The organism is Streptomyces sp. NPDC057099, from assembly GCF_042671245.1.
In the GTDB taxonomy this organism is placed as follows: Bacteria; Actinomycetota; Actinomycetes; order Streptomycetales; family Streptomycetaceae; genus Streptomyces; species Streptomyces purpurascens.
In genome coordinates this window covers 17,866-43,305 of sequence record NZ_JBHUTX010000035.1, presented here as the reverse complement: position 1 = coordinate 43,305, position 25,440 = coordinate 17,866, and the positions used below count along the sequence as shown (strand labels likewise).

The 25,440-nt window shown below is 72.6% G+C and carries 15 protein-coding genes; all 15 read right to left on the bottom strand.

The window, feature by feature from the left end; all coding sequences use genetic code 11:
* Positions 1-35: 35 nt before the first annotated feature.
* From ACFT4A_RS30870 to ACFT4A_RS30800, 15 genes are read right to left on the bottom strand one after another with little or no spacing between them, the layout of a single operon-like run.
* Positions 36-932, bottom strand: a complete 897-nt coding sequence (locus ACFT4A_RS30870) for a peptidoglycan-binding protein (RefSeq protein ID WP_382836478.1) — start codon at positions 930-932, stop codon at positions 36-38.
* Complete coding sequence (locus ACFT4A_RS30865; RefSeq protein WP_382836475.1) at positions 932-2,476, bottom strand: DUF6519 domain-containing protein; 1,545 nt, start codon at positions 2,474-2,476, stop codon at positions 932-934. The genes ACFT4A_RS30870 and ACFT4A_RS30865 overlap by 1 nt, the downstream gene beginning before the upstream one ends.
* 57 nt (positions 2,477-2,533) lie before the next feature.
* A complete protein-coding gene (locus ACFT4A_RS30860; protein ID WP_382836472.1) occupies positions 2,534-4,681 on the bottom strand; it encodes a hypothetical protein in 2,148 nt (715 codons plus the stop codon).
* Positions 4,681-8,490 carry a putative baseplate assembly protein gene (locus ACFT4A_RS30855; RefSeq protein ID WP_382836470.1) on the bottom strand — a complete coding sequence of 1,270 codons (3,810 nt, stop codon included), beginning with the start codon at positions 8,488-8,490 and terminating at the stop codon, positions 4,681-4,683. Before ACFT4A_RS30855 ends, ACFT4A_RS30860 begins: the two co-directional genes overlap by 1 nt.
* Entirely contained in the window at positions 8,487-11,597 is a 3,111-nt protein-coding gene (locus tag ACFT4A_RS30850) for a putative baseplate assembly protein (RefSeq protein ID WP_382836467.1), read from the bottom strand. Before ACFT4A_RS30850 ends, ACFT4A_RS30855 begins: the two co-directional genes overlap by 4 nt.
* Positions 11,594-11,998 carry a GPW/gp25 family protein gene (locus ACFT4A_RS30845; protein ID WP_382836464.1) on the bottom strand — a complete coding sequence of 135 codons (405 nt, stop codon included), beginning with the start codon at positions 11,996-11,998 and terminating at the stop codon, positions 11,594-11,596. The genes ACFT4A_RS30850 and ACFT4A_RS30845 overlap by 4 nt, the downstream gene beginning before the upstream one ends.
* Positions 11,995-12,339, bottom strand: a complete 345-nt coding sequence (locus ACFT4A_RS30840) for a hypothetical protein (protein ID WP_382836461.1) — start codon at positions 12,337-12,339, stop codon at positions 11,995-11,997. Before ACFT4A_RS30840 ends, ACFT4A_RS30845 begins: the two co-directional genes overlap by 4 nt.
* Positions 12,340-12,358: 19 nt before the next feature.
* Positions 12,359-12,895 carry a phage baseplate assembly protein V gene (locus tag ACFT4A_RS30835; protein ID WP_193483451.1) on the bottom strand — a complete coding sequence of 179 codons (537 nt, stop codon included), beginning with the start codon at positions 12,893-12,895 and terminating at the stop codon, positions 12,359-12,361.
* Positions 12,896-12,946: 51 nt separating this feature from the next.
* Complete coding sequence (locus ACFT4A_RS30830; protein WP_382836458.1) at positions 12,947-14,086, bottom strand: hypothetical protein; 1,140 nt, start codon at positions 14,084-14,086, stop codon at positions 12,947-12,949.
* Complete coding sequence (locus ACFT4A_RS30825; RefSeq protein WP_382836455.1) at positions 14,079-14,453, bottom strand: hypothetical protein; 375 nt, start codon at positions 14,451-14,453, stop codon at positions 14,079-14,081. Before ACFT4A_RS30825 ends, ACFT4A_RS30830 begins: the two co-directional genes overlap by 8 nt.
* Positions 14,454-14,461: 8 nt before the next feature.
* Positions 14,462-15,163 (bottom strand): hypothetical protein, encoded by a 702-nt coding sequence (locus tag ACFT4A_RS30820; RefSeq protein WP_382836453.1) that lies wholly within the window; start codon positions 15,161-15,163, stop codon positions 14,462-14,464.
* On the bottom strand, positions 15,160-15,849 hold the full coding sequence (locus tag ACFT4A_RS30815) for a hypothetical protein (protein WP_382836450.1): 690 nt from the start codon (positions 15,847-15,849) through the stop codon (positions 15,160-15,162). The genes ACFT4A_RS30820 and ACFT4A_RS30815 overlap by 4 nt, the downstream gene beginning before the upstream one ends.
* Positions 15,850-15,887: 38 nt before the next feature.
* Positions 15,888-22,745: a DUF4157 domain-containing protein gene (locus tag ACFT4A_RS30810; RefSeq protein ID WP_382836447.1), complete on the bottom strand. Its 6,858-nt coding sequence runs from the start codon at positions 22,743-22,745 to the stop codon at positions 15,888-15,890.
* Complete coding sequence (locus ACFT4A_RS30805; protein WP_382836444.1) at positions 22,742-23,065, bottom strand: hypothetical protein; 324 nt, start codon at positions 23,063-23,065, stop codon at positions 22,742-22,744. Before ACFT4A_RS30805 ends, ACFT4A_RS30810 begins: the two co-directional genes overlap by 4 nt.
* Positions 23,056-25,416, bottom strand: a complete 2,361-nt coding sequence (locus ACFT4A_RS30800) for an AAA family ATPase (RefSeq protein WP_382836441.1) — start codon at positions 25,414-25,416, stop codon at positions 23,056-23,058. The genes ACFT4A_RS30805 and ACFT4A_RS30800 overlap by 10 nt, the downstream gene beginning before the upstream one ends.
* Positions 25,417-25,440: the final 24 nt, after the last annotated feature.

The window sequence follows — 25,440 nt, the reverse complement described above, 5'->3', positions numbered from 1 at the left end:
CCCGTGCGCCCCTCCGCGGGGAGGGGCGCACGCTCTCACTTCCCGGACCGGGGGACCTTCAGCCGGTCCCAGGTGAGCTTGCCGGGGATGCCGTCGGCGTCCTTGCCGGAGAAGTTCTGCTTCTGCTGCCAGAGCGCGTAGGACCGGCGGTCGGCCTCGGACCAGTCGGGGCTCGGCCCCTCCTCGTAGCGGCTGCAGCCCTCGGCGACCAGGCGGCGGCCCATCGCCGTGATGATCGGGGAGCGCTGTCCGACGTGGAAGAACCCGGCCCCCGGGAACGGCTCGTAGGACGGCTTGGGCGCGGGCTCGGGATCCGGGTCCGGCTTGGTGCTGCCCCCGGCGCCCTTCAGCCGGTCGGAGATGCGCTTGCGCATGCCGTCCATGGTGAAGCCGCGCGGGTCCACCTTGCCCGGCTGCCACTCCTTGTGGCCGATGACGGAGCGCTCGGACCAGCCGTGGTGGCGGCAGATCGCCGCCGACACCTTCTCGATGGCCTCCTTCTGCGCCTCGGGCCACGGGTCCTTGCCGTTGCCGAGGTTGATGCACTCGAAGCCGTAGAAGTGCCGGTTGCCGTCGGTGTCGGCCTCGTTGTCGCCCGGCAGCTTCGACTCGTTGATCACCGCGCGCAGGACATCGCTGTCGCCGAGACCGGCGTGGTTGGCCCGGCCGTTGCCGACCAGGTGCACATGGCCCTTCTTGTCGATGACGCCGTGGCACAGCGGGCCGGGCAGGCTCGAGTAGCCGTCGTAGCAGGTGTCGACGGAGGAGGCGGTGCCCGAGGTGACGGTGTGGTGGATCATCACGCCGTTCACCGGACCCCAGGGGCCCTTGCTGTTGCGGTTGTGGGTGCGCCAGCTGCGGACCTCGTGGACGGTCACGCCCTCGGCCCGCAGGATCTCCACCAGCTTCGACGCGCTGAGCGGCTTGGCCATCAGTTGTCTCCTTCGACGGCGGCTTCCGCCTCCGCTGTGGTCTGGGACCTCCCCTGTGAGGGGTCCTCGGCGGCCAGCTCCTCCAGGCGGGCCTGTTCCTCCGCGGCGAGCGTCGCCTCGTCGGCGGCCGGCATGCCGCTCGCCAGCGGGCCGAACGCCAGGCGCAGATCGACCGCGCTGCCCTCGCCCTTGATCAGGGCCAGCGGGGCGAAGTGCCGGGCGATGCCGGCCGGTCCCCGCAGCAGCGGGCGGCGGGCCGGGTCGACCGGCCACTCGACGCCGCCGGTGGCGGTGCGGGCGGGCACGATCCAGTGGTCGCCGGTGCGGTAGGCGCCGCCCTTGGCGAAGTACACCTCGACGCCGTCCTCCAGGGGCAGCCACTCGCCCTCGGTGACGGGGATCGCGCCGCCCCGCAGTTCGGTGCTGCGGCCCTTGCGCTTCGGGCCGCCGCGGTGGTCCCAGCGGCGCAGGTACGGGTTCAGGTGCGCCAGCCGTCCGACGCCCGGGTCCGGTTCGGCCGAGAGGCGGACACGGCGGCCGGGCAGGTCCAGTTCCTCGACGCGCAGCAGCGGCAGGGGCTCCAGGCGGGAGGCGTAGGCGGTGTCGGTGAACTCGACGTGGTCGCCGACGTCCAGGTCCAGCTTGTCGTCGTGGCCGAGGGACGCCAACCGCACCCAGGTGCCGTCGAGTTCGTCGACGGGGAAGACGACGGAGCCGTTCTCGCGGGACCACTTGAAGGTGGCGTCCTCCGCCTCGCCACCCGCGTGGACCTCCACCCGGTACAGCTGGTTCTCCGGGCCCCGGTAGCGGGCGTCGGGCTTGACCAGGCACGGGTCCTCGTCCGCGTGGCCGGGCCGCTCGCTGCGCGCCGCGAGCCGGGCCGAGACGGCCGACCGGCGCTGCGCCCAGCGGGTGAACGCGGCCCGCACGACCTCCTTGGACGGGTCGGTCTCCTCGATCTCCAGCTGGGTGAGGGACAGCGGCAGTACCTGCCAGACGACCTTGAGGCGGGCGGCGGTGTCGGGCATGGCGGCGCCGAGGGCGACCTCGCGCAGCGCGGGGTCCTCGGCCGCGTTGACCGAGCGCTCCCACACGTTCAGGTAGACGAGGAACGGCGTCTGGGCGGGCGAGGGCAGCCGGTCGCCGGGCTTCTCCGGGTCGCGGAACGCGTCGGGCTGGTCCCAGTAGGTCCACTGCGCGGGCGGCTCCGGCGCGGACTCCTCGCTCTCCTCGTCGGTGACGGGCACCCCGGCCGCCGGGCGGTCGGCGTCGCACAGGACGCCGTCGACGTAGTAGCGGCCGCCGTGGATGACGAGGGTGTCGATCTCGTGCTTGCCGCCCACGTACTCGATGCGGAAGCCGGCGGCGTCGCGCGGCCCGCCGTGCGGTCCGATCAGGTCGGCGGCGAGGCTGCGGGTCTGGTGGAGCTGGATCGCGGTCTGCTCGTTGAGGTCGGCGTCGAGCTGGACGCGGCCCTGCTGGGCGACGACCGCCGAGTAGTGCCGCTCCGGCCGGAACGTGGAGCGGGAGAGGTCTGCGTGCATGAAGGGTGTCCCCTCGGGTTCAGAGGTGCGGGTTCACGAAGTCGGTGGCGGTGCGGCTCACGTCACGAAGAAGATCCCGGCGTCGGTGCCGGCCGGCGTGTACTCGGCGAGCCGGGCCCTGAGGCCGTCCTCGCGCTGCGGCCGGTACAGGTCGTGGAAGGCGCCCATCTCGGCGCCGTCGTCGGCGCCGCGCCGGATCTCCTCGGGGCATCGGTCGGACAAAAGCGCGTACCAGGGCGTCCCGTAGCGCTGGGACGTGAACGACGGCCCGGTGTCCGTGCAGCGGTGCCGGCTCGGCGTGCGCGAACCGCTGGAGACACGGGAGTAGCGCACGCAGCCGATGCCGCGCCGGGCCACGTGGAGCCGGCCCGTGAAGACGCTGTTCTCGGCGATCTTCACCGCGTGCGTGTGGATCTCGCCGATGACGGTGGTGCGGTGCAGGTGCAGCACGGCGTGGGCGTGGCGGCAGTCCGGGGCGGACAGGGCCTCGCGGTCGTCGGCGGTGGCGTCGAGGACGCTGTCCCGGATGTGGATGTCGAGGGGGTCCTCGCCCACCTCGTCGCCGATGACCTCGATGGTGCCGAGGACGCTGTGCTCGATCTGGAGGCAGGCGGTGGTGCGGTCCAGGACGATGCTCGGCTCCTCGGGCGAGTGCGGATCGCACTCGGGCTCCAGGGACCAGCCGGGCACGAGCGTGCTGTGCCGTACGACGACGGCGCCCATCGCGCCGGTCACGTTGATGCCGCGGCCGGCGACCAGCAGCCCGTCGAGGACGACACGCGGCCGCTCGTGCGGGGCGCAGTCCTCCGACACCGCGCGGATGTTGAGCGCGTCGGGGCGGTTGCTGTACCAGTCGAGCAGGCGGATCACGGGGCGTGTGCCCTCCGCCGCCCGCACCTCGAGCCGGTCGCCCGGGTCGAGGTCGAAGTCCAGCTGCTCCTGGTAGGCGCCGCTGTGGGTGATCTCGATGATGCCGTCGGGTCCGGTGCGTCCGGCCCGGCGGTCGTGCTGCCAGGCCCGGTAGGCGTCCATGATCTGCCGGTACGGCTGTCCGGGCCCGACCCGGTAGAACTCCGCGTCGGGGCGCGGCTCACGGTCGCGTTCGTACTCGCCGCCGCCCATGTCGGCCGCGAACGCGTAGTGGTAGTCCACCCACACGCCCTGCCGGGGCGCGGACCGCGAGCCGAAGGCGATCCGGCCCAGCTCGGGGTCGACGGCGACCTGGCCGCGCTTGGGCCGGTAGCGCCAGTCCGACAGATCGGCGACCACGATGTCCGCGGGCGGTACCGGGTTGTCCTCGCCGTCGCGCCGGATGACGAAGCTCTTGCCGGGGCCGTAGTAGTCGAGCAGCCGGTCGTGCAGGAGACGGCGGGTGACGAACGCCGGCACGTTGTCGACGGTGGCGATGTGCGTCGGCGAGGGCTCCGGGAACGGCTTGGTGACCAGCGGGGTGTCGTTGCCGAGGATCGAGAAGGTGTAGAGGTTGCGGGCCCGGTCGATGCAGTAGGCGGGGGTCCGGGTCAGTGCGTACGACTTCAGCCGCCATACGAACAGGGCGACGCCGGCCGGGGTCCAGCCGCCCTGCCGGTGCCGTGACTCGGCGCGGCGGACGTCGGCCGTACGGGCGCTGTTCGCGAAGGGGCCGCCGCCGAGGGCGAGTTCGGCGCCGTCGCGCAGGTCGGTCAGCCGGCCGCGTTCGCCCCGGTGGGTGCCGGTGCCGTACAGCTTCACCGGCTGGGTGTGGGCCACCTGCCGGGACAGTTCGACCGCGCGCGCCGGCCAGGCCGCGACCTGCTCGGACAGTTCCTCCAGCAGGTGCAGGGTGCCCTTGCGGCGGCGGCTCGCGACCGTGGCGGCCACGTCCCGGCGCGGGGCGACGGCCTCGGCGAGGGCGGCCCGGCCGCCGTCGTGCAGGCCGGTGGTGAGGACGCGTTCGTAACCGGGCAGGGTGCGGTAGCCGACGAGGTCGCCGAGGTACGGCAGCACCCAGGGGGCCGCCGTCTCCACGAACAGATCCTCGTAGCCCTGCTGGACGCCGTCGCGGACGCGGTCGACCTGCTCGGCGATCACGGCGAGCAGCGCGCGCAGCGGCTCGCCCTCCTCGGCGTCGCGCAGCCGGTGCCAGCGGGGCAGCAGGTCGGCGAGCCCGTCCGGCTCCCTGGGCACCACCGGGGCCGGCGTCTCCAACTGGGAATCCGGGGACATCACTTGACCTCCGTCAGAATCAGGGTGTCCGCGGCGCGGGGCGACAGCAGCGCGAGCTGGGCCGGGCGGATGCCGCGGAAGACGAACACCGACCGGCCCTTGGGCAGGCGCCGGGTGTCGGTGATGTCGGGGTTGAGGCGCAGCAGCTCGGCGAGCGGGACGCCGTACTTCGCGCAGATCTCCGACAGCGTCTCGCCGTTCTCGGCGCGGACCGTGTGGATCTTCTCGTCGTACGTGGCCGCGTGCGCGGGGACGGACGCCTTGGGCGGGCCGGGCCGGGTGAGCAGCTCGGTGAGCTCCTCCGGTGTGGCGGAGGCGGGCACGCCGGTGAAGACGTCGACGTCCACGTAGTCGACGCCGGGCACGGTGTGGGCGGTGGCCAGGACCTCGGAGAGGCGGGCGGGCCGGCCCAGCTCCCGGCCCTCGAAGCCGAGCCGGTTCAGCAGGGCCTGCCGCAGGCGCGGCTCCACGGTGTGCCAGGCGTGGTCGGGGGCCACCTTCACCCGGGCGGCGATCAGCAGCAGGACCAGTTCCCGGCCGTCCACGCGGACCGGCAGGTTGGGGTCGCCGTACTCGGTGAGGGCGCCGCGCAGGGCGCGCAGGGTGTCCGATTCGGGGGCGATGGGCACATCATCCGTTCCGGCGACCGTCACGTGCAGCACGCGCCGCCGCCCGTCGAAGAGTTCGCGTGCCGAGGCCCGGCCGATGCCGGCGCGGGAGCGGGCGAAGTCCTCGTAGTCCGACTCGGACACCAGCCGGTCAAGCGCGGACACGGCCAGCGGGACCGTACGGCGGGTCAGGCCGGGGCCGTCGACGTCGGCGCCGCCGGTGGCCGGACGCGGGTTGGTGACCGCGGTGACGCCCAGCGGCCGGGTGAGGGGCTGGGTGACGCGGTCCGCGGGCACGTTGGCGGCCCTGCCGGTGCCGAAGCGGTAGCGGGCGCGGACGTTCTCGTGGCCGGAGGGCAGCCGGGCGCCGTGCACACCGTCGCCGAAGGTCACGGTCGTCCGGCCGTCGGCCGTGGCACCGCTGATGTAGACCCGCTCGGTCGGGCCGCGCCCGGCGAGGCTGTCGACCTCGTGCCACAGCACGCCGTCGACGCGGAGTTCCAGCACGGGGGTGGCGCCGAGGGGGTTGTCGTCGGCGAGCCAGGTCAGCGGGGACTGCCAGAGCGCGAAGGTCTGGTTGACGCGGTCCGAGTCGCCGCTGCCGATGGCCTCCTCGCGGCTCTCGCCGTGGGTGGACTCGACGACGTTGCCGAGGATGCGGACCGTCTCGCGACGGTAGCGGTGGGCGAGGTCGGCGGTGAGGGTGAGCCGGGTGTGGACGTGATCGCCGGGGAGCCGGGGGTCGACGGCCGGGTCGGCGGCGGCGACGGTGACCACCTCGGTGGCCTTGACGCCGGCCGTGCCCGGGAGGTCGCCGCGCTCCCCCGCCACGACGAGCGTGCGGCCGGGCCGCAACCCCTCGTACAGCTGGGCGAGTTCGATCTCGTTGCCGTGCACGTCCTCCCCGAGGGGCTCGTCGGCGAGCCGCAGACGCTCCCCGGCCGCGTGCACGGTGGTGTCGCGGATGTGCGACAGCAGCACGTCGAACTCGTCCAGCCAGGGGTCGGCGAGGGTGAGTTCGGTGCCGCGTCCGGTGATGCCGTAGTTGGTGTACGCGGCCGTACGCGCGGCCACCACCTGCGTGGTGACGAACGCCAGCTTCGGATCGCCGGGCACACCGCCCTCGACTCCCTTGGCGGGCCGCTGGATCGCCACCCAGCTGCCGACGGTGATGCCCTCGTGCACGGTGTCCAGCTGGAGCGTGCGGCGGTTGACGGGCTCCGGCTTGCTGGCGATCACGACCTCGACATGAGGCTCGGCGCTGCCCACCGTGTACGTGAGGCTGACCTCGTGGTCGCCGTGCGTGAACTGCTCACTGGCGCCCGGCCGCAGGGCGATCTGCTCGGAGGTGCCGTTGTGGACGCCGACGTGGACCAGGCCCTCGTCGTCGGGCCGGGACACGAAGAGCGTGCGCTCGGGCAGGGCGGAGAGGTAGCGGGCCGTGACACCGGGCTCCTGGGAGTCGGCCGGACGGCGGTTCAGCCAGCTCAGGTCGCGGTCCTGGCCGGAGCGCACGGACAGTTCGACCTGGCCGGGGCCGAGCGTGAAGGTGACCGGCTGGGCGACGGGCAGGTTCTCCGCGCGCTGGTCGGAGCTGCTGCCCTCGACGTACTGGAACTCGGCCCGCACCGGGGACTTGCCCGCCGTGTCGAAGACGACCCGCATGGTCGCCAGCACCGCACCGGTCAGCGGCCAGTCGGCCGTGCGGATGACCCTGCCGCGATCGTCCTGGACCGGCTTCAGCGGGGCCGTGGCACCGAAGGGAGCCGCGGTGACGCGCAGGGCGAGCAGCTCACGCAGAAGCTGCGGGTTGCCGGGCGCGGCGGCCGTGCGCCAGGCCGGGTAGAGGCTGCCGAGGCCGGGGTTGAGGGCGGAGAGGAGACGGGCGGTGTCGGTGCCCGGGAGCTGCCGACCGGTGGCGCCCCGGGGTGCGGGGGCGGTGGCGCGCAGGGCGGGAAGTACAACACCCAGGGCTTCCATAGCGGCAGCGCGCTCATGGTCCTCCAGGGGCGCGGGGAACTGCGCGACCTGCCCCGACGGCGCCGCGGACGGCAGACCACCCGCATCCGTCTGGGCAGGCGCCAACTCCATGGCCCGCTCGGCGAGTTCCGCGAGCACCGCCTCCAACCGCTCGAACCACGCCGCCACGTCCTCATACGGAGCAGCCAGCACCTGCGCCTCACCGAGCCGGGCAAGAGGCTCCGCGAGCCGGCCCGCGAGCCGCTCGGGCGTCTTGACCCCGTCCAGGTCGTCACGCAGCGGTTCGAGGACCTGGTCCTCGAAGTCCTCGATCAGTCGGCTGACCGGCCGCGGGTTGGGAACCTCCGGCGTGGGCGGCTCCTCCCCCGGTTCGCCGGGGGCAGCGGGCTCGGCGGTCCAACGCCGTACCTCGTCGACGAGTTCCTCAACGGTGCGCGGCGCCGACTTCGGCAACGAGATCGCCGTGATCTCGTCGTCCCGGTCGACCCGCGTCTTCGCCACCGGCAGCAACTTGCGCGCGCCCCCGGCCCCCTCCCCGAAGACGAACAGCAGCTGATCGCCGGTCTGAAGGGAGAGCCCCGTGCCCTCGACGAAGAGCTCGGAGCGCTTCTCGAGGTCCTGCGGCGTCAGCAGCGAGGGACGGCGGCGACGGACCTTCAGCTCGTTGAAGTCCCAGCGGGCCGTCAGATCCCGTGCGGTCTCGAACGTCAGCGACGCCTCATCGGCGGAGGCCGGCACGCTGTGGCTGCGCGCACCGCGCGGGATCAGCACGTTCTGCGCCTCGGCGCGCGGGTCGCGTTCGAGGGTGTACGCCAGGTGCGTGGCGGCGGCGACACCGGGACGCGGACGGTGCCCGACGAGCCGGCCGAGCAGCACCAGGGAGCGGTGCTCGTCGGCGGTGCGGAGGTAGGCCTCGTCGGCGATCCGCTCGGAGTGGAAGGTGAGCAGGTCGCCGAGGACGGCCGTGGCGTCGAGCAGGCCGATCGCCGGGTCGTCCGGGGTGCGGACGGTGAGGCGGTTCAGCGCCGGGTACGCGGGCGAGGCGAGCCGGTCGAGCAGGGCGGCCAGGAAGGATCCGTACTCGCCGACGCGGTAGTCCAGCGCGGTGCGGCCGGGCGGGTTGTGCGGCGGCTGCGGCGCGAGGCGCTCGTCGTGGCCGCCGCGGCAGGCGCCGCCGCAGCCGCAGTCGTCGGTCGCGGGGACCGGGTGCGGGTCCGTCATCGGGCACCTCCCAGGGATATCGCCAGCAGGCCGTTCTCCGGCCGGTCCGGGTCGTTGTCGCAGGTGGCGATCTCCAGCGGGCCGAGCCGCAGCACGCCGTCCTCCCTCTCTCCTCGGTCCTGTTCGGACAGCCGGCGCAGCCGGGTGACCTCGACGCTCTCCACCCCGGGCACGGCCGCGGCGACGGCGACCAGGCGGCTGAGCCGGACCGGTTCGCCGAAGGTCAGCGCGTCGGGGTGGAAGAAGCCGAGCCGTCCGCCGGGCAGCCGTCCGCTGCCCAGCACGCGGTACAGCTCGGCCAGGATCTGCCCGTGCTGGTGCCCCGGCTCGGCGCAGACGCTCAGCGCGATGTCGAGCGGCACCAGGCGGGCGGGCCCGACGACCAGGTCGTGGCCGATGCGCCGGTACGTCTCCAGGGCCTGGGCGACCGAGTCGAGCAGGCCGGGCGACGGGTCGGCGGTGCCGTACGTGTCGATCGCGATGTGTGCTTCCTGGACGCTGCCGGTCCAGCGGATCTCGGCCGCCGCCCGCTGCACGCCCGGCAGGGTGCCGGCGAGGGCGGCGTAGTCCTCGGCGGTGACCGCGCGCAGCCGGGTGCGGCGCAGGTCGAGCGGGGCCAGCTGGCGTACCTGCTCGACGGGTTCGGGCCGGGTGCCGCCGGTGGCGGGCAGCGGGTTGCGCACCACGGCGGCCGGTGCCTCGCAGTCGCCCTGTACGACCAGGTGGTTGATGGCCTCGGCGCCGACGTTGCCCGCGGTGCCGCCGCCGAGCCGGTAGCGCAGCTCCAGGCGGGCTCCGGGCGTGGGCTTCGCGCCGTGCCGGCCGTCGCCGAAGCGCAGGGCGAGGCGTCCGTCGTCCTCCAGTTCGCCGACGAAGTGCCGCTCGCGCGGACCGCTGTCGAGCAGGTCGCGGCGCGGCTCCCAGGTCCCGTTTCCGTCGTGCGGGTGTACGGCGGGCAGCGCCCGGCGCGGGTCCTGGGCGAGGGCGGCGGTCGCCGAGCCGCGCAGCACCGTCTCCTCGGGGTGGAGTCCGCTCGCGTAGGCCGGGCCCCAGGCATGGGCGATCTCCCAGGCGATGTGCCCGTCGAGGACGGTTCCCGCCCGGGCGCGGGCGGCGAGGACCTCGACGCGGCGCAGTTTGGTGTCGAGCAACTGGTCGCTGCGGTAGAGCAGTTCGCGCAGGCCGCGGACCGGGTGGCGGTGCAGTTCGAACCGCTCCAGCACGTTCAGGCCGTAGATCACGGCGAGTTCGGCGATCTCCTCCTGGCCGAGCCCGTCCCGGTCGCGGGCGCTGCGCCACAACTCGACGAGCCGCTGCCGCACCCGGCCCGGGATGGCCGCGATCCGCTCGGCCTGTCCGGCGGCGACGGTGCCGGGGTCGGGGAAGGGCACCGCCTGGGTGACGGGCGTACGGCCGAGGACCGGGCGGAAGCGGGGTGCGATGCCCGGGTAGACGGACTGGGCGAGCAGGGTGCGCAGGGCGGCGGCCTGGGCGTACGCGGTGCCGGGCACGACCTGTTCGTGCCGTTGTCCGGCGCTTTCCAGGCCGAGGCCCGCACGGTTGGTCGCTGCCTCGCCGACGACGTCGAAGAGTTCGCGGACGTCGTCGGGTACGAGGGCCCGGCCCGACTCGGCCTTGTCCGTCAGGGCGTTGATCAGCCGTGCGGGGGCGTTGCCCTCCTCGGTGTCGTGGCAGCCGAAGGCGGGAGGGTCGCAGGGGGCGGTCACGGCGGGCACGGGCGGCACGGTGACCGTCTCGGGCAGGCCGGTCAGCGTCCGTCCGTGGTCGGCGAGGACGACATTGCCGCGGGCGAGGGTGACGTCCTCGACGGGCAGGCAGTCGCGTCCGCCGCGGGTGGTGAGGCAGAGCGGGAAGCGCAGCGCGTCCTCGGCGGCCCAGGTGATCTCCAGGACCGGCTGGTCCTCGATCCGGTCGAGGCCGGGAGTGACGGAGGTGATCCGGACGGCCTGGCGGTGGGCGGGGTCGGCGTCGCCGGGGGTGCCGGTGCGCGGGCCCTTCACCTCCTCCAGGACGAGCACGTCGCCCGCCCGGAGAGCCAGCCGGCGCTCGCGGCAGGTCTCCGGGTCCACCCACGCGTCCCGCAGGGTGGCGGCGGTGGCGCCCCGCGGCAGGGTGCACACCTCGCCGCCCCAGGTCCACAGCCGGATCGCGTTGTGCGCGACCCGCAGCTCCAGCGGGTCGGTGGCGACGACCGGTTCGAAGACCTCCACCGAGCCGCGCTCGTCGAGGTCTCCGAGGTCGGCCTCGTCGATCACCGTGCCCGGTTCGGGGCGGTCGTGCGGGTCGAGGCTGCGTACGTCGACGGAGGCGAAGCGGAACGTGCCCGGGGCGAGCGTCCGGTCCTCCGCGGTCCGGACGGTGACGTAGGCGCGGGCGTTGCAGCCGTCGTGCATCGCGTAGTCGATGAGCTTGACGTGACGGCGTACGGAGACCCGGCGGCGGGCGGTGTCGAGGTAGGCCTCGGTGGCGACCGCGTCCTGCTGGTAGCTGATCTGGTCGCCGGTGTGGGCGAGGAGTTCGACGAGGGTCATGCCCAGGTCGGCGGGGTTGCGCTCGGCCCAGTCGGGGGTGGTGAGAGCGAGCCGGTCCAGGAGCAGCTTGCGGATGGTCTCGTAGTCGCGGGCCGTGTAGTCGATGACGGGCGCGGCGGGGAAGTCCGGCTCCGGCCGGTGCTCGTCCTCGCAGTCGAAGGGGGTGGGGCAGTCGGGCCGGAAGGAGAACGTGGCGCTGTGGTACCGCTGGTCGAAGCCGCGGTACGGCTCGGTGCCGGGCCGTCCGTACGGGTCGGTCTCGACGAGGGAGAGCCGGTAGCGGGAGGTGTCACCGGCCCGGTCGAGGGTGACGTAGAGCCGGTCGTCGAGCTCCGGGTCCTCCTCGCGTTCGACGCTGACGTCGACGGCGGCGATGCCGGTGACGCGGCGGCCGCCGTCGATGCGGACGTTCTCGGGGCACAGGCCGTGCGGGGCCTTGCCGAGGAAGGTGACGGTGAGCAGCAGGCCGTCGTCGCCGGTCTCGACGGTGTCGACGCCGTTGAGCTGTGCGGCCCTCACCTTGCCGCGGCGGGACGCTGTGGTGCCGGTCGTCATGCGGCGGCCCTCCCTTCGAAGACGTCGTCGCGCCGGGCGCCGGTGGCCCGGACGGCGTACGACAGGTACACGCGGACGACGCCGTCCTCGCCGCCCTCGCTGACGATGTCGAGGGCCTGTACGTCGATGAGGTCGCCCAGCCAGCGCTGCAACGCGGCCTGCACGGACAGTTCGAGCGTGCTGATCAGCTCGGGGCTGTTGGGCGCGAACACCAGGTCGAGGAGTCCGCAGCCGAAGTCGGGGCGCATGACGCGCTCGCCGGGGCTGGTGAACAGCAGTTGCTCGATCAGGTCGTGCACGTGCTCGCCGTGTGTGGCGTGCGCGGTGCGGCCGCGGCGGTCGGCGCGGAAGGGGAACGCGATGTCGGAACGGGGCCTGGCGGCCCGGCTGGTGGGGTTCATCGGACGGTGACCTTTCGCTGCGCGGCCTGGACGACGGGCGGCCCCTGCGGGACGAAGGCCGCGCTGAAGCACTGGGCCGCGGAGGTGTCGAGCAGCACGGGCGCGCCGTCGACCGTGATGCCGGTGGTGTCGGCGGTCCAGCGGACCGTGACGCACGGCGAGGGCACCCGGTGGACGGTGTGCGGACAGCCGGTGACCACGTAGGAGTGCGCGGCCGTGGCGACGGCGGCACCCGCGACCCGGACGCCGCCGGAGGGCGGGGTGGCCGCGGTGACGCGTCCGCCGTGCGGGCAGCCGAGCACGGTGCCGGCGTCGAGAAGTCTTCTGTTCGTTCCTGTCACTTGCTGGATCCCCCGTCGTCTATCGCTTCGAGAGCACGGTCAACTGGCCCTCGTTGATGGTCACTTCACGTCCGCGCAGCACGACCTCGGCACCCGCGCCGGTCGCGATGACCACGGCTTCCTTGGTGATGCGGATGTAGGCGCCGCCCTGTGCCTGGAGGAGGATCCCCTGCTCGGCGCCGGGTGTGTCGTTCATGACGAGCTTGTGCGCCTGCGGTGTCTGCACGACGACCGGCTTGCTCGGCGAGTTCGCCTGGAGCTCGCGGCGCGCGTCTGGCGGCAGTTCCTCGGCTGCGCCGTACCAGCACCCCGTCCACACCGGGAAGCTCGGGTCGCCCTGCTCGAACTCCACCCACACGCCCGCGCCGGGCGGCGGCACCACGAACTGCCCGGACTCCGGACCGGTGAAGGGCAGGCAGGGCAGCGCCCAGGTCGACGGCTCGTCGCCGAGCACGTCCGGGACCTCGACGGTGACGCGGCCGATGCGCAGCGGGTCGTTGTTGTCGACGACCCGGCCACGGAATTTGCCGAGGTAGCGATTGCTGGGTGCCGCCATGGTGGGGATGCTCCTGGAGGATGGTCGCGGGGGCTGTTGCGTGTGTGTGGGTTACGGCCGGACGTAGTCGCTGCGGGCTTCGAGACCCTCCCGGGAGAGGGTGAAGTTCTGCTGGTACGAGCCCGGACGCAGGTTGTGCGTGACGGACTTGACGTAGTAGTCGCCGTCGTAGGCGCGCCCGGCGCCCCGTACGCCGACGAGCTGGCGCGGCTGGAGGATGTAACCGTGCCGGTTGACGTCGAGGGAGCCGGAGCCGGAGACGACGTCGGCGGAGACGGCCGCGCGGGCCAGCAGTTCGGCCTCGGCCTGCTCGCGCTGCTGCTTGGCGGTGCCGGACAGCGTCTTGCGCTTCAGGGCCGGGGTGGGGCGCCTGCCGAGGGGCGGGCGCAGCGGGCTGATCGGCGGTTGCGGCAGCAGCGTGGACTGCCGGGTGCCGGGGTCCTGCCAGCGTGCCTGCGGCTCTTCCCTGGCCGTCCCGTCGTACGCGAACGTCAGCTGGTCGACGGTCGACTGGGCGTCCATGTTGACGTTGAGGGCGTGCTGGCGGATGCCGAGCCGGACCTCGGGGCCCCAACGGGCCGACGACTGACCGGGGTTGGGACCGGGCTCCAGGTAGAAGGTGTAGCCGTTGGCGCGGGCGAGCTCGGTGACGTACTGGAGGTCGGTGCCGGTCTGGTAGTGCACGCGCAGGTCCTGGTGCGGGGGCTGGGCGACCTTCTCGGTGTAGACGTCGGGCCGGATGCCGTAGTCGGAGTAGCGGCGCAGGATGGAGAGGGCCCGCTCGGAGGGCGGCAGGTTGGGGTAGCGGGCGGTGCGCTCCTCCAGGTCCATCAGCAGGGTGAGGTCCTCGCCGGTGACGGTGAGGGTGGAGTGGCCGGGCCGGTTGCTGGCCCCGACCTCCTGCCGTACGACGAGCCCGTCGAAGAGCACGGCGGCCGTGCCCCGCACGGTGACGGTCACGATCAGCCGGGTCTTCGGATCGAAGTACCCCTCGGGCAGCAGCCGGCGGCTGATGATGCCGTTCTTGGTGAGGTCGAAGGCGAGCTGGAACCCGCTGCGCTCGCCGGCGGTGGCGGTGATCTGCGCGGAGAGCAGGGCCTCGGTGACCTCGGCGGGCACGGGGCGGGCGAGCTTGGGCCCCATGAGGAGGGTGATGTGCACGGGGCCCTGCCCCACGGGCAGGTCAAACACGCCGGTCCCCCTGCGGGAAGCCGCCGGCGGTCGGTATGCCGATGATCCGCCCGGCCTCGTCGGTCAACTCCCGCGGATCGAGTACGGGGTTGGCGTCGGCGATCTGCCACCACTGCCCGGGGTCGCCGAAGTACCGCTGGGCGAGCAGGTCGGGCCGCTCCCCCGCGCCGACGACATGGGGCTGGGCCTCCTGGTGGCCGCCGTCGTCGAGGGGCGGCAGCAACCGGCGCTTGGTGTACCGGACTTCGGTTCCGTCGGGGCGGCGGTGCACCCCGATCTCGGCGTCGTGGTACCGGCTGGTGCGTGGATACGGATGAGCCCCGGGGACGGCGTCCAGGGCGCTCTCGTACGGTTCGATGTCGGCCATGGTGTGGCTCAGCCCCTCCTGATCGATGCGCTCACCGCTGCCCCGAGTCCGCCGCCGAGCCCCAGCGCGCCGAGGCTGCCGCCCCTTGCCGCCGCGGCGAGCCGCTCCTTCTGCGCGAGGTGCGCGAGGTAGAGATCGGCGCCGCGGTGCCCGGCCGGCAGATCGCTGACGGTGAGGATCTTCATGCCGATGCTGAGGGAGGCGCGGATGGGATTGAGATTCACGTCGAAGGCGGACTCGTTCACGGACAACTCCGTCAACCGCACCGGCATGACCCGCTTGCTCCCCCACGTGAACAGCGTCAGCGGCATCTCGATCGGACTGATCTCGATGGCCCCCTTCTGCGACAGCTTGCTCGCGGCCCGCAGTTGCGCGGTGGTCGGCTGTACGAGCATCTCCAGCGTGGCGAGCTGAGGATGAATCCCGTCCGGCGCCGCGACCTCGAACTGATCCGTCGCGTCGATCTCGGCGGTGAACTTCCAGGTCTCCTGCGCGGGGCCCTTCAGCCGCAACGCCTCGTTCCTGTCACCACTACCGGTCCCTCCGCCTCCGGCGTCCCCGCTGTCACCGGCGGACTGGGGGCTCACGCTGCGTTCCAGGGTGTCCGGGTTGAACTGCAGCACGATGATGCGTTGGGGGGTGCCGGTGTCGGGGTTGACTACGACGATGCCGGAGCGGATGGGTTTGGGGATGTCGGCGTAGCGGGTCACAGGCGGGCCTCCAGACGGGCGCGAAGGTCCGTGTAGTCGTGGTCGGGGAAGAGGCGGGGGAAGACGTCGAGCATTTCTCCCAGCTCGTCCCCCAGGCCCACGAAGTCGTCGTCCGCGAAGGAGACATCACAGAACAGGAACTGCCAGCCGAACGTCCCCTTGGTGAGCGTGAGGGCGTCCAGGTAGCGACAGTGGTCGAGGGCCATCCGGAAGCCGCCCAGGTTGTAGTGGAAGTCGTGGTACCAGATCTCCGGGGTGGGGGTTTCCGGGTTCAGGCGCAGCGCCGCGAAGGCGCCCGTCCCGCTCACCGGGTGATCGTCCAGCACCCTGAACTCCGCGTACCGCTGCCGTTCGTCCTGGGTCATGAGCTCCGTCGCCGTGGGCGGCGCCTCGCTGGCGACCACGGCGGGCAGGTGCGAAATGCAGAACTCTCCGGAGAGGCCGTTCTCCGAACCTTCCATGCTCCAGCCGGCCGAGCACCGGTCGAAACGAACGAAACAGTCCTTCAGCGCGCCGTCCAGGGAGATACCCGTGGACACCGTGAGATCGGCGAATGCCGCGTCGACGTCCTCGCACACGGGGTCGACGACGCCGGGCAGGGCATCGTGCACCTCGAACTCGGACGCCTCTCGCAGTTCACTCATCATCAGCCGCAGTCGTCGTTCGGCGGGGTTCAGGTCGGTCATGGGGTAGCTCCGTTCGTCAGGCGTGGGGCGGTACGTGGTCAGTAGGAGATCAGTCCTTCTACATGCCGTGCGCGGATCTCCGCCTTGACCGTGCTGAACTCGCTCTGCAACGGACTGCTGGTCGCCTTCAGGTGTTTCTCCAGCCGCGTGGTGAGATCGCCGACGTTTCGGAACCGCCGCTGGCGGGACAGCTTCCTGATCTCCGCGGCCATCTTGGTGGATGCCTTGAAGTACTTCGAGAACATGCGGTCCTCTTCGCTCTGCCGGTTCACTTCGATGAACTTCGGCAACGGAATGTCCTCGGTGTAGTGGTGCTTCGGCGCCGTGATCGGCGGCCTTTCCTTCCACGTGTTCCCGGACTTGTAGTGGTAGTTCCACCTGGTCATGACGTTCTCCGGGAAGAACTCGTGCGGGTTGCTGCGGAACTTGACCCGGACGGTGTACCAGATCGCCTTCCCCGCCGCCGACCTCGCCGTGTTCGCTTCGTCTTCGACGCCGTAGTGGAATCTCGTGTTGATGTCACCCGGTGCCGGTACGAGATTCGAGCCGGATGCCAGGCCGCCCAGCTTGAAGGGCAAGAGGTGCATCTTGACGAAATGGTTCGGGGCCTGGGAAAGGGCTTGGCTCCACCCGACGGGGTTGGGCTGTTTCTTGTTGTGCAACCCTGCCGGTTGCCCCTTCGGAATGCCCTGTTGCAGGTAGTGGGCCTTGAAGTTCCGTGCCCGCACGTTGTCCACGAACGGCGGGAAGACCGCAGGGGGAATATCGTTGTTGTTGTTCGTGTCGCGTTCTTCGAGGAGGCGGGCGAGTTTGGCCATCGCCGTCTGGAGTCGCTTGTACTGCCAGGACCGGATGTTCGTGGGAATCGGACGGCTGCCGTAGTTCGCGGTCGTGTACCGGGGCGACATACTGTTCTGCATTCCGTCGACGTGCTGAGCCAGCGCGTCCGCCTTGCCGAGGGCGGTCGTCTGGGCGTTCCTCTCGGTACCGGCGGGCATCGTCGCGATGTCCGACTGCCAGTCGGCGAAGAACGCGCTCATCGCTTGCTGCACACTGCGCACCACGAGGTCGGCGCTCTGCGTACGGCCGTTGAACAGCAAGGTGTGCACCTCGCCGTCGGCCATACGGAACCGCACCCGGGGAAGCGGCGGCGCCTGCTGCTGCCTGGTCTCCTCCCGCCGCCTGTCGTTGTCGCGTCGCCGGTCGCGGTCCCTCCCACGTGTGCGGTCCCGATCGTGCCGACGCCGCCACTGGTCGCGCAGCCGGCGCAGCCGGTCGTTGAGACGGTTGCCGAGCCGACGACGGGCTTTCCCGTAGAGCTTGCGCGCCGCCCGGCGGGCGCGGCTGACGGCCGCCTTGACCGTCTGGCGGGCGCGCCGGAGCGGGCTGCGGCGAGGCCGGTCACCGGGCTGACGGTCCCGGGGGCGGCGGTCGGGCGTGCTGTCGGTGTCCCGGCGGCGCTCGTCGGGGCGCCGCCTGTCGTCGGTGCGGGGCTCGTCGGCGCGCCGTCCGTCGTCCGTACGGCGGTCATCGGGACGCGTGTCGCGGGCGTCGCGGTCACGGCCGTCCCTCCGGTCGGCGCCGGGGCGACGCCGGTCGCGGAGCGTGTCCCGTGCCGGGCCGCGGCGGTCGACCCCGCTGCCGCGCTCGTCCCTGTCGTCGTCGCGCATCCTGCGCTCGGCGTCCTTTGCCCGGCGCCTGGCCGCGTTCACCTCGCGGCCCTCGTCGCGGCGTTCGTCGTCGTCGCGGCGCTTCTTCGGGCGAGTGGTGTGGGCGGGGCGTCGCTTCTTCTCCGGGGTGGGGCGCTTGCCGGGGCGGGGCTTCGAGGGCGGGCGGGAGGTCTTGTCCGGGGACGGCTTGCGGGGTGCCGACGGGCGGTTGGTGGGGCCGTCGTTCGTGCGGTCGGGGGTGCGGTCGTCGGTCGGGGCTTGGCGTTCGTCCTTGGGTTTGGCGGGGGCGTCCGGCTTGTCGTCGGCGGGGCCCGGCTTGTTCTTCTTCGTGCGGAGGTTCTTGAGCATGTCGCCGAGCCGTTCGGCCACCTTGCCCATGAAGCGGCCGACGCCCTCGATGAGGAACTCGTAGACCAGCTCCAGCAGCGCGACGACTCCCGCCGCGACCGCCTTCGCGAACGGCAGCGCGCCGTTGCCGCTCTTGACGGACTTGAGGAAGTCCATGAACAGGCCGAAGGCGGCGAGGATCTCGCTGAGGGCGCCCCACGCGGTCTGCAGGGCGTCGATGACGGCCATGACCCAGCCGGCGCCGGGGATGAGCTTGGCGACGACCTTCTCGACGACCATCACGCCGATGATGACGGGGAGTTGGGGAAGGGCCTCGTCCCAGGCCATCTGCGCCATCTGCTCGACGGTGACGCCCCCGGAGATCAGCTCCTGGAAGTCCTCCATCGGGATGCCGATGATCTCCTGGACCTTCTGGTTGAACCAGGCCCTGACCGCGGTCTTGATCTCCTCGAAGAGGTGTTCCTTGGCGCCCGTCTCCGCGGCGGCACCGGCCTTGCCGATCCAGTCGCCCGGGTCGGAGACGATGTCGTTGAAGATGGCCGCCCACTCACCGAGCGCGGCGACCGCGGCGGCACCGAACTCCAGCGCGCCGACGGTGACCGTCTCGGCGATGTCGACCGCTGCCAGCAGGCCGCCCTCCAGGGCGTCGAGCCCCGCCAGGAGCGCGCCGCACAGGCCGTCGAGGAGCTTGCCCGCGACCTCCTTCAGCGCGTCCGCCGCCTCGTTGACCTTCTGTACGGCCCAGTCGCGCGCGCCGTCGATGGTGTTGCGCCACTTGTCGCGCATCGCCGGGTAGTCGGCGAGGAGTTCGTCGCCGAGGGCGATCAGCGCGTCGGCGAAGGTGTTGATCTGGTCGATGACCCAGTTGCGGGCGTCGTCGATGAGCTTGAAGACCTGCTGCTTGAACTTGTCGATGAGGTCGGTGACGACCTGGCGGGCCTTCTCGAAGACGCTCTTGATGGCGTTCTTGAGCTTCTCGAAGAACTCCTTGAGCTTCTCGATGGCCTCTTCGAGCCAGTTGTCGGCGTCGTCCTTGCCGTCCTCCTGCTTCTTCTCCGCCTCCTTCTCGGCGTTGGTCTGCTCGTCGTCGATCTTCTTGTTGTCGTCCTCGGTCCGCTTGTCGACGTCTTTGTCGGTGTCCTCCTCCTTCTTCTTGATGTCGTCGCGGACCTTGTCGTACTTCTTGCCCTTCTTGCCGTCGATCTCCGAGACCTTGGCGTCCTGCTCCCCGCGCCACCGGTCCCGTGAGTCGGCGATGTCGGAACGGCCCTTGTCGCGGGCGTCGGACTGCTTCTTGCCGCTGGCCGTGACCTCCTTCTGGAGGTCACGGTCGTGCTGCTTGCGGTCGTCCGCCGCCTTCTTGTCCTTGGCCTGGCGCTCCTGGCCCATCTTGTCCCGGCCCCGGGAGAAGCCCGCCTGGATCTGCGGGCCCCGGTCGTGCTCGGCGACCGCCGAGGCGGACTCGATCGGCACCCCGCCGCCGGACACCGACCGCCCGCCGCCGCCCTTCGCGGACTTCTTCCCGCCGGCCACCTTGCCGGTCAGGGTCTCCTTGGGCACATCGGGATAGATCTGGTCCTCGCCCATCGGGCGGGCCGCGTCGTCACGTCCCGACTGGTGCAGTTCGTTCTTGCGCTCGTCGAGCTTGTGGCCCTGCTCGTCGGTGCGCTGCGGGTCCGAGTCGTTCTCCAGCGGAAGCCTCGGGGCGTCGCCCACGCGGGCGTTCTTCAGCCCCTCGTCCTTGGTCGGCAGCCCGAGGATGGAGTCGATCAGGTCGTCGAGCGGAAGGATCTCCTTCAGCAGCTTGCCGAAGAGCTGGGCGCCGATGGTGACGGCGATGTCCCACCAGCTGGGCTCCGGCACGTTCGCGCCCGGGACGTCGCCTTCCGGCTTCTGCTCGCCCTTGATCTCGGGCGTCTTGCCCTGCGCCGCGTCCGTACGGGCGACCTTGGCGTTCGTGTACGTGCCCGGGGCCGCCGCACGGGGGCCGCCGGGGACCGTGCGCGGGGAGCCGGAGGGCCGCTGCATCTTCGGCGGCGCCTTGCGCAGGGTGGTGCGTTCCTTGTCGACCGAGCGGCCGACCGCGCTGCCGACGCCCTTGAGCGTTTCCAGGGCCTGGTGCGGCTTGAGTCCCTCGGCCGTCGACAGGCCGGACTCGGGGGTGGCGTTGGAGACGTCCGGGGGTGGGGTCTCCTTCTTGGCCTTGGGGTTGGCCTTGGATCCGCCGGAACGGGAGGGGCGGCCGCCGGAGCGGACGGATGCGGGGGCCGGGGACTTGCGGCCGCCGCCTCCGCTTCCGCCACCGCCCCGGCGCGACGCAGTCTTTGCAGCCTTTCGTGCCGCCTGGCGCTTGCTGCCCGTCGGGCGGGAGCGCGAGCTCGTGGAACCGCTCGATGCTCCGCCGGATCCCGGGGACTCGGAAGCTTTGGGGGTATTGGTCTTCGCTTCCGGTCCTGCTGCCAGAGGCGAAGGCCCGTTGCCCGGTGCCAGTTTGGGCGCACTCCCGAGTCCCGGGGTGGAGACCTTGTCCGGGCCGCTCTCCGGGCCGGGGGTGGTGGCCGGGCCCTTGCCTTCGGTAGCGTCCTGGCCGCTGCCGGTTGACGTTTCGGGTGCGGGAGCCGTCGCCCCCTGGTCCCCGCCGGTCTCACGCTGGCCGTTCGCCGAGCCGGCCTCGGGCTTGTCGGCCTGCTTGTCCTTCCCCTTCTCGCCCCCGGAGTCGGCATCCTTGCCGCCGCTGCGGTCGGGAGCTCCTGCTTCCGGCTTCTTGGCACTCTGAGCTTGGCTCTCGCCGCCGCCCTTCTCCGTTCCAGTTCCCGACGGCGAACCGGCGCCCTGCGCGCGGGCATCCTCGCCTGCCTTGGCCAACTGGTCCGGCGCGGCGGTCTCCCCGGGCCTCGCGGCCGCCCCGCTCGCAGCGGCGTCCGATGCCCTGGCCTCCTCGTCGCGCCGCGCGGCCTCGGCGTCCTCCTTGCCTTCGTCCGACTGCTTCCGGTCCCGGCCCACCCCGGCGGCGTCCGCCGTCGGGGCCGCACCGGGAGACGCCGTACCGAGGCCACCGCGGATCCCGGAGTGATCGGTCTGCTGACCGGAGTCCGGCCCGAAGGTGACGGCGTCCGGGACGTCGTCACCCGCCGCCGTCTCCTCGGCGGACAACGAATCGTCCTGCGCGGCCCTGGGCCGCTCGTCCTGCCGCGCCCCGTCCGACACCGAGGCGACGTCCGTGGACGGAAGCGGGGGCCGGGGCGCTGTGCCCTTCTGCCGTTCCTCGACGAGGCTCGCGTTCTTCGCCGCGTCGGTGTGCCCGAGGAGGTCGGCCTCCGAGGGGGACGCCTCCTCGCCGCCCGGCGCCTCGTCCCTCCGAGTGTCCTCGTCGGCTTCGTCCTGCTCGGACTCCTGTTCCAGTCCCAACGGCTCATCGTCCGCGTCCTGTTCGTTCTCGGGATCCCCCACCGCACGGGCGGTCCCGGTCTCACCCCCCGTCCGGGACTTCTCGCCGGGCTCCGCGCCGCTGCGGTCGACGGTGCCCGGGGCGGGGGCCTGGCGGTGGGTCGCCTCGGGCGTGGCCTCGTCCTCGCGCCGCTCCTGCTCGCCGGCCTGCTTCTCGGGCTCCTGGGCGGCCTCGTCCTCGGGGCCGCCCTGGTCCTCCTCGGCGTCGCGCTCGTCCTGCTTGTCCTGGTCCTGCTGGTCGCGTTCGGTGTCCGAGGCGTCCTTGCGTTCGTCGGCGGCGTCCTTCTCGGCGTCCCGGCCGGAGGCGTCCTTGTCCTCCTGCTGGTCCTGCGAGCGCTCCTGCTCGTCCTTGGAGCCCTCCTGCTGCCGTCCGGCCGAGCCCGCGCCGCCCTGGGCATTCTCCTGGTCGGCGCCGCCGGAGGCGGATTCTCCGTCCTCCTGGTTCTCGGCGTCCTCTTCACGGTCGCCGCCGGGCGCGGGCCGGCCGTCCTGCGGCTTCCCGCCGGGCTTTCCGGGCTCGTTCGGCCGTACGTCCTGTCCGGGGGCGGGATCGGCCTCGGAGTCCTCGCGAGCGCGCCGCTCCTCCTCGATCTCCTCCGCCGCACCGGGGACGGCCGACGGAGCCGCCGCGGTGTCCATCGGCAGCGGCCCGGCGCGCTCCGTCTCCTCCACGCCCTCCAGCAGCCGGTCGACGACGGGCACGGGCAGTCGCAGTTCCAGCCGGTCCAGGACGCTGTCCTGCACCTCGGGCGCCATACGGGCCAGTTGGATACGGACGCGGCCCGACCGGTCCTCCGGATCGCCGCGCAGGGAACGCAGGAGGCCGTTGGCGAGGCGGTCGACGAGGGTCGCGGGGTCCAGTTGCTCCGTACGGCGGCGGTCCGCGTCGACGGTCGCGTAGCGGAGCCAGCCGGGGGTGGCCTGGGCCTGGTCGAGGTCCGCGGCCGTGTCCGGGCCCTGTTCCGGGTCCCGTACCAGGTCCTGTGCCGCCGACTCGGCCTCCCGTTCGATGGCCTGCTGGGGCAGGCTCACCGCGCCCAGGTCGCGGCCGGCGCGCAGGGTGCCGAGGCCGTGCGGGTTCTGGACGGTGTGCAGGAGTTCGTGGGCGAGCAGACGGCGGCCCTCGTCCGTGCCCGGCCGGTACGCCCCCTCGCCGAAGAAGATGTCCTGGCCGACGGCGACCGCGTCCGCGCCGAGCAGGTCCGCGAGCTGGCCGGCGTCCCGGCCGGTGTGCAGGCGTACGCGGCTCAGGTCGTGCCCGAGGCGCTCCTCCAGCTCCCGTCGTACGCCGGGGTCGAGCGGCTGACCGGCGCCGCTGACGATGTCCTTCGGCTCGGGGGCGCGGGACGTGGCCGCACGCTCCTTGCGCTTGCGGCGTCGCTGCTCGGCGGACTGCTCGGAACGGCTGTCCTGGGTCGGGGAGTTGCTCATGACGTCACCTCCCCGCGTCCGCACAGGCCTTCGTGCACCGCGCGGGCCAGTTCCTGGCCGAGGCGCCGGGCGGACAGGCCGGCGGGCAGCGGCGGCAGTCCGGACAGGACGTCGGCCGTCCACGGGCCGTCGGCGGGCACGCCGCGCTCGCGGACCAGCCTGGTCAGCTCGTCCTCGAAGGCGGCCGAGACCCGGTCGGGGTCCGCGCGGAAGCCGTCGAGGACCAGCTCGCCTATCTCCACGCGGATCTCGCGCGGCGCCGGTGCCCCACCGGGGCCTGTCCCACCGGACGGCGTCGCCCCCGTCTGCGTCACACCCATCCGCGGACCTCCGTCGGCGTCAAGGAGCGTTCCAGCTTGAGGTATTCGGTACGGGCGCCCGCGAGCATGTGCCGCATCTGGAGCGCCTCGCCCTCCTCGGCGGCGAGGAACGCGCCGGACAGGGCGATGTTGCGGATCGAGCCGCCCGCCACGGTCAGCTGCGCGAGCAGCTGCGGGTCGATGTCCTTCACCGGGGCCTGCGGCGGCAGCACACGGCGCCAGATCTCGGCGCGTTCGTGCTCGGCGGGGAAGGGGAAATCGACGACGAAACGGATGCGCCGCAGGAAGGCGTTGTCCAGGGCCTTCTTCATGTTGGTGGTGAGGATGGCCAGGCCGCGGTAGGCCTCCATCCGCATCAGCAGGTAGCTGACCTCGAGGTTGGCGTACCGGTCGTGGCTGTCCTTGACCTCGCTGCGCTTGCCGAACAGGGCGTCGGCCTCGTCGAAGAGCAGGAGCGCGCCCCCGCGTTCCGCGGCGTCGAAGACGCGGCGGAGGTTCTTTTCCGTCTCGCCGATGTACTTGCTGACGACCTGCGAGAGGTCGATGGCGAACAGGTCGAGGCCGAGTTCCTTCGCCATCACCTCGGCGGCCAGGGTCTTCCCGGTGCCGGAGCCGCCCGCGAAGAGCGCGGTGACGCCCAGGCCCCGGCGCAGGGTCGCCGCGAAGCCCCATTCCTGGTGGACCATGGCGCGCTGACGCACATGCGCGACGATCTCCCGCAGCACGCCGGTCTGCCGCTCGTGCAGCACAAGGTCGTTCCACCCGGCCTGGGGTTCGATACGGCGGCCGAGTTCGTCCATGCCGACCCGGGCCTCGTCCATACCGGCCCGCCAGGCCAGGCCGGCGGCATCGAGCTCGTCCTCGTAGGGCAGTTCACGGCGTACGGTGGCGGCGGCGGACCGTACGACGTGCGGCGGCAACTGGAACTGGGCGATCAGGGACCGCAGTTCGGTCGGCTCCAAGTCGGCCACGTCATCGAACGCGTCCGTCCACAGGGCCAGTTGTTCCTCGTCGTCCAGGCTCGGCACGCTGACCCGGGTGCCGTGCGGGCGGTCCGTGCGGCGCGGGTCGGCGCTCGACACGACGACGGGTACGGCGGCCCCGGCCAGGAACGCCTCCGTGGCCGCCTGCTGCTCCCGGTCCGGCTCGCCGAACTCCAGAAGCAGCGCGGCGGGCAGCAGGATCGCCTCGCGCTGCCACAGCCGGGCGAACCGGTCGCGCTCTGCGGGGTCGACGGGGATGTCCTCGGCGCTCAGCGCGTACAGCCCGAGCCCGGCACGCGCTGCGGCCGCGGCGGCGATGTCGGCACGGCTGCGCAGGTCGCCGCCGACCAGTTCGACGAGCAGCGGCGCGTCGGGGCGGGCGCCGTCCGTCCAGCCGGCCGCGACCCCGCTCGCGGCGAGGTCGTACGACGGCGGCAGCCGGTCGGGCACCGGCGTACGGCGCAGCTGGCCGTGCAGCCGGGCGTCCAGGTAGGGCGAGCCGAGCAGGAAGTGCAGGATGCGTTCGTCGAGGCGGAGCCGGGAGGTCGTCAGCCGCGACGCGTCGTCCAGCTCCACGATCCGCCAGCGGCGCAGCGGCGACACGGGCGGCAGCGCGCTCCAGTGCGGTTCGTCCAGGGCGGCCAGGGCGAGCGAGAAGGTCGGGTACGCCCGCTCGGGATCACCACTCGCGGCGGCACACCGGGCACCGGTCGTCGGCTCCAGTTCCTGCGCGGCGGCGAGCAGCACGAGGTCACGCTCGAAGCGGGTGAGCCCGAAGCAGGCGACCAGCGCGTCGAGGGGGGCGACACCCGGACCGTCGACGGCAGCCTCGGACACGGTGCCCCGCGCGGCGCCACGCCCTTCCGACGACGCGCCGACACGGCCGGGGGCGACGGTGCCGTCGGGGTCCTGCGGGACATGCTGCGCGGCGGAACCGTCGTGGTCCCGCAAGACACTCTGCGCGGCGCCGCCATCAGGGTCCTGCGAGCCGCGCTGCGCGGCAGTGCCGCCGGATTCCTGCGAGACAGGCTGCGCGCCGGTGACGTCAGGGCCCCGCGAACCGCGCTGCGCGGCGGTCCCGCCGGAATCCTGCGAACCGCGCCGCGCAGCAGAACCATCGCGGTCCCGCGAGACACGCTGCCCAGCTGCCCCACCAGGGCCTCCCCCCGCCCCGCGCCCCGCACCCACACTGCCGTCCTGCCCGGCGCGACGCGCGGCCGTCTCCCCGAGCGTCTCCCCCGCCGCCCGTCCCGCATGGGCGTCGACGCGGGCCAGGACACGTCGGATCTCGGCCGTCAGCGTCGTGCCGGTGCCCAGCGCGGCGGCGGCAGCCGTCGCACCGGCCGGGGCCGTGCCGTGCGCTTCCATGTCCTCACCTGCCCCCGTCGCTCC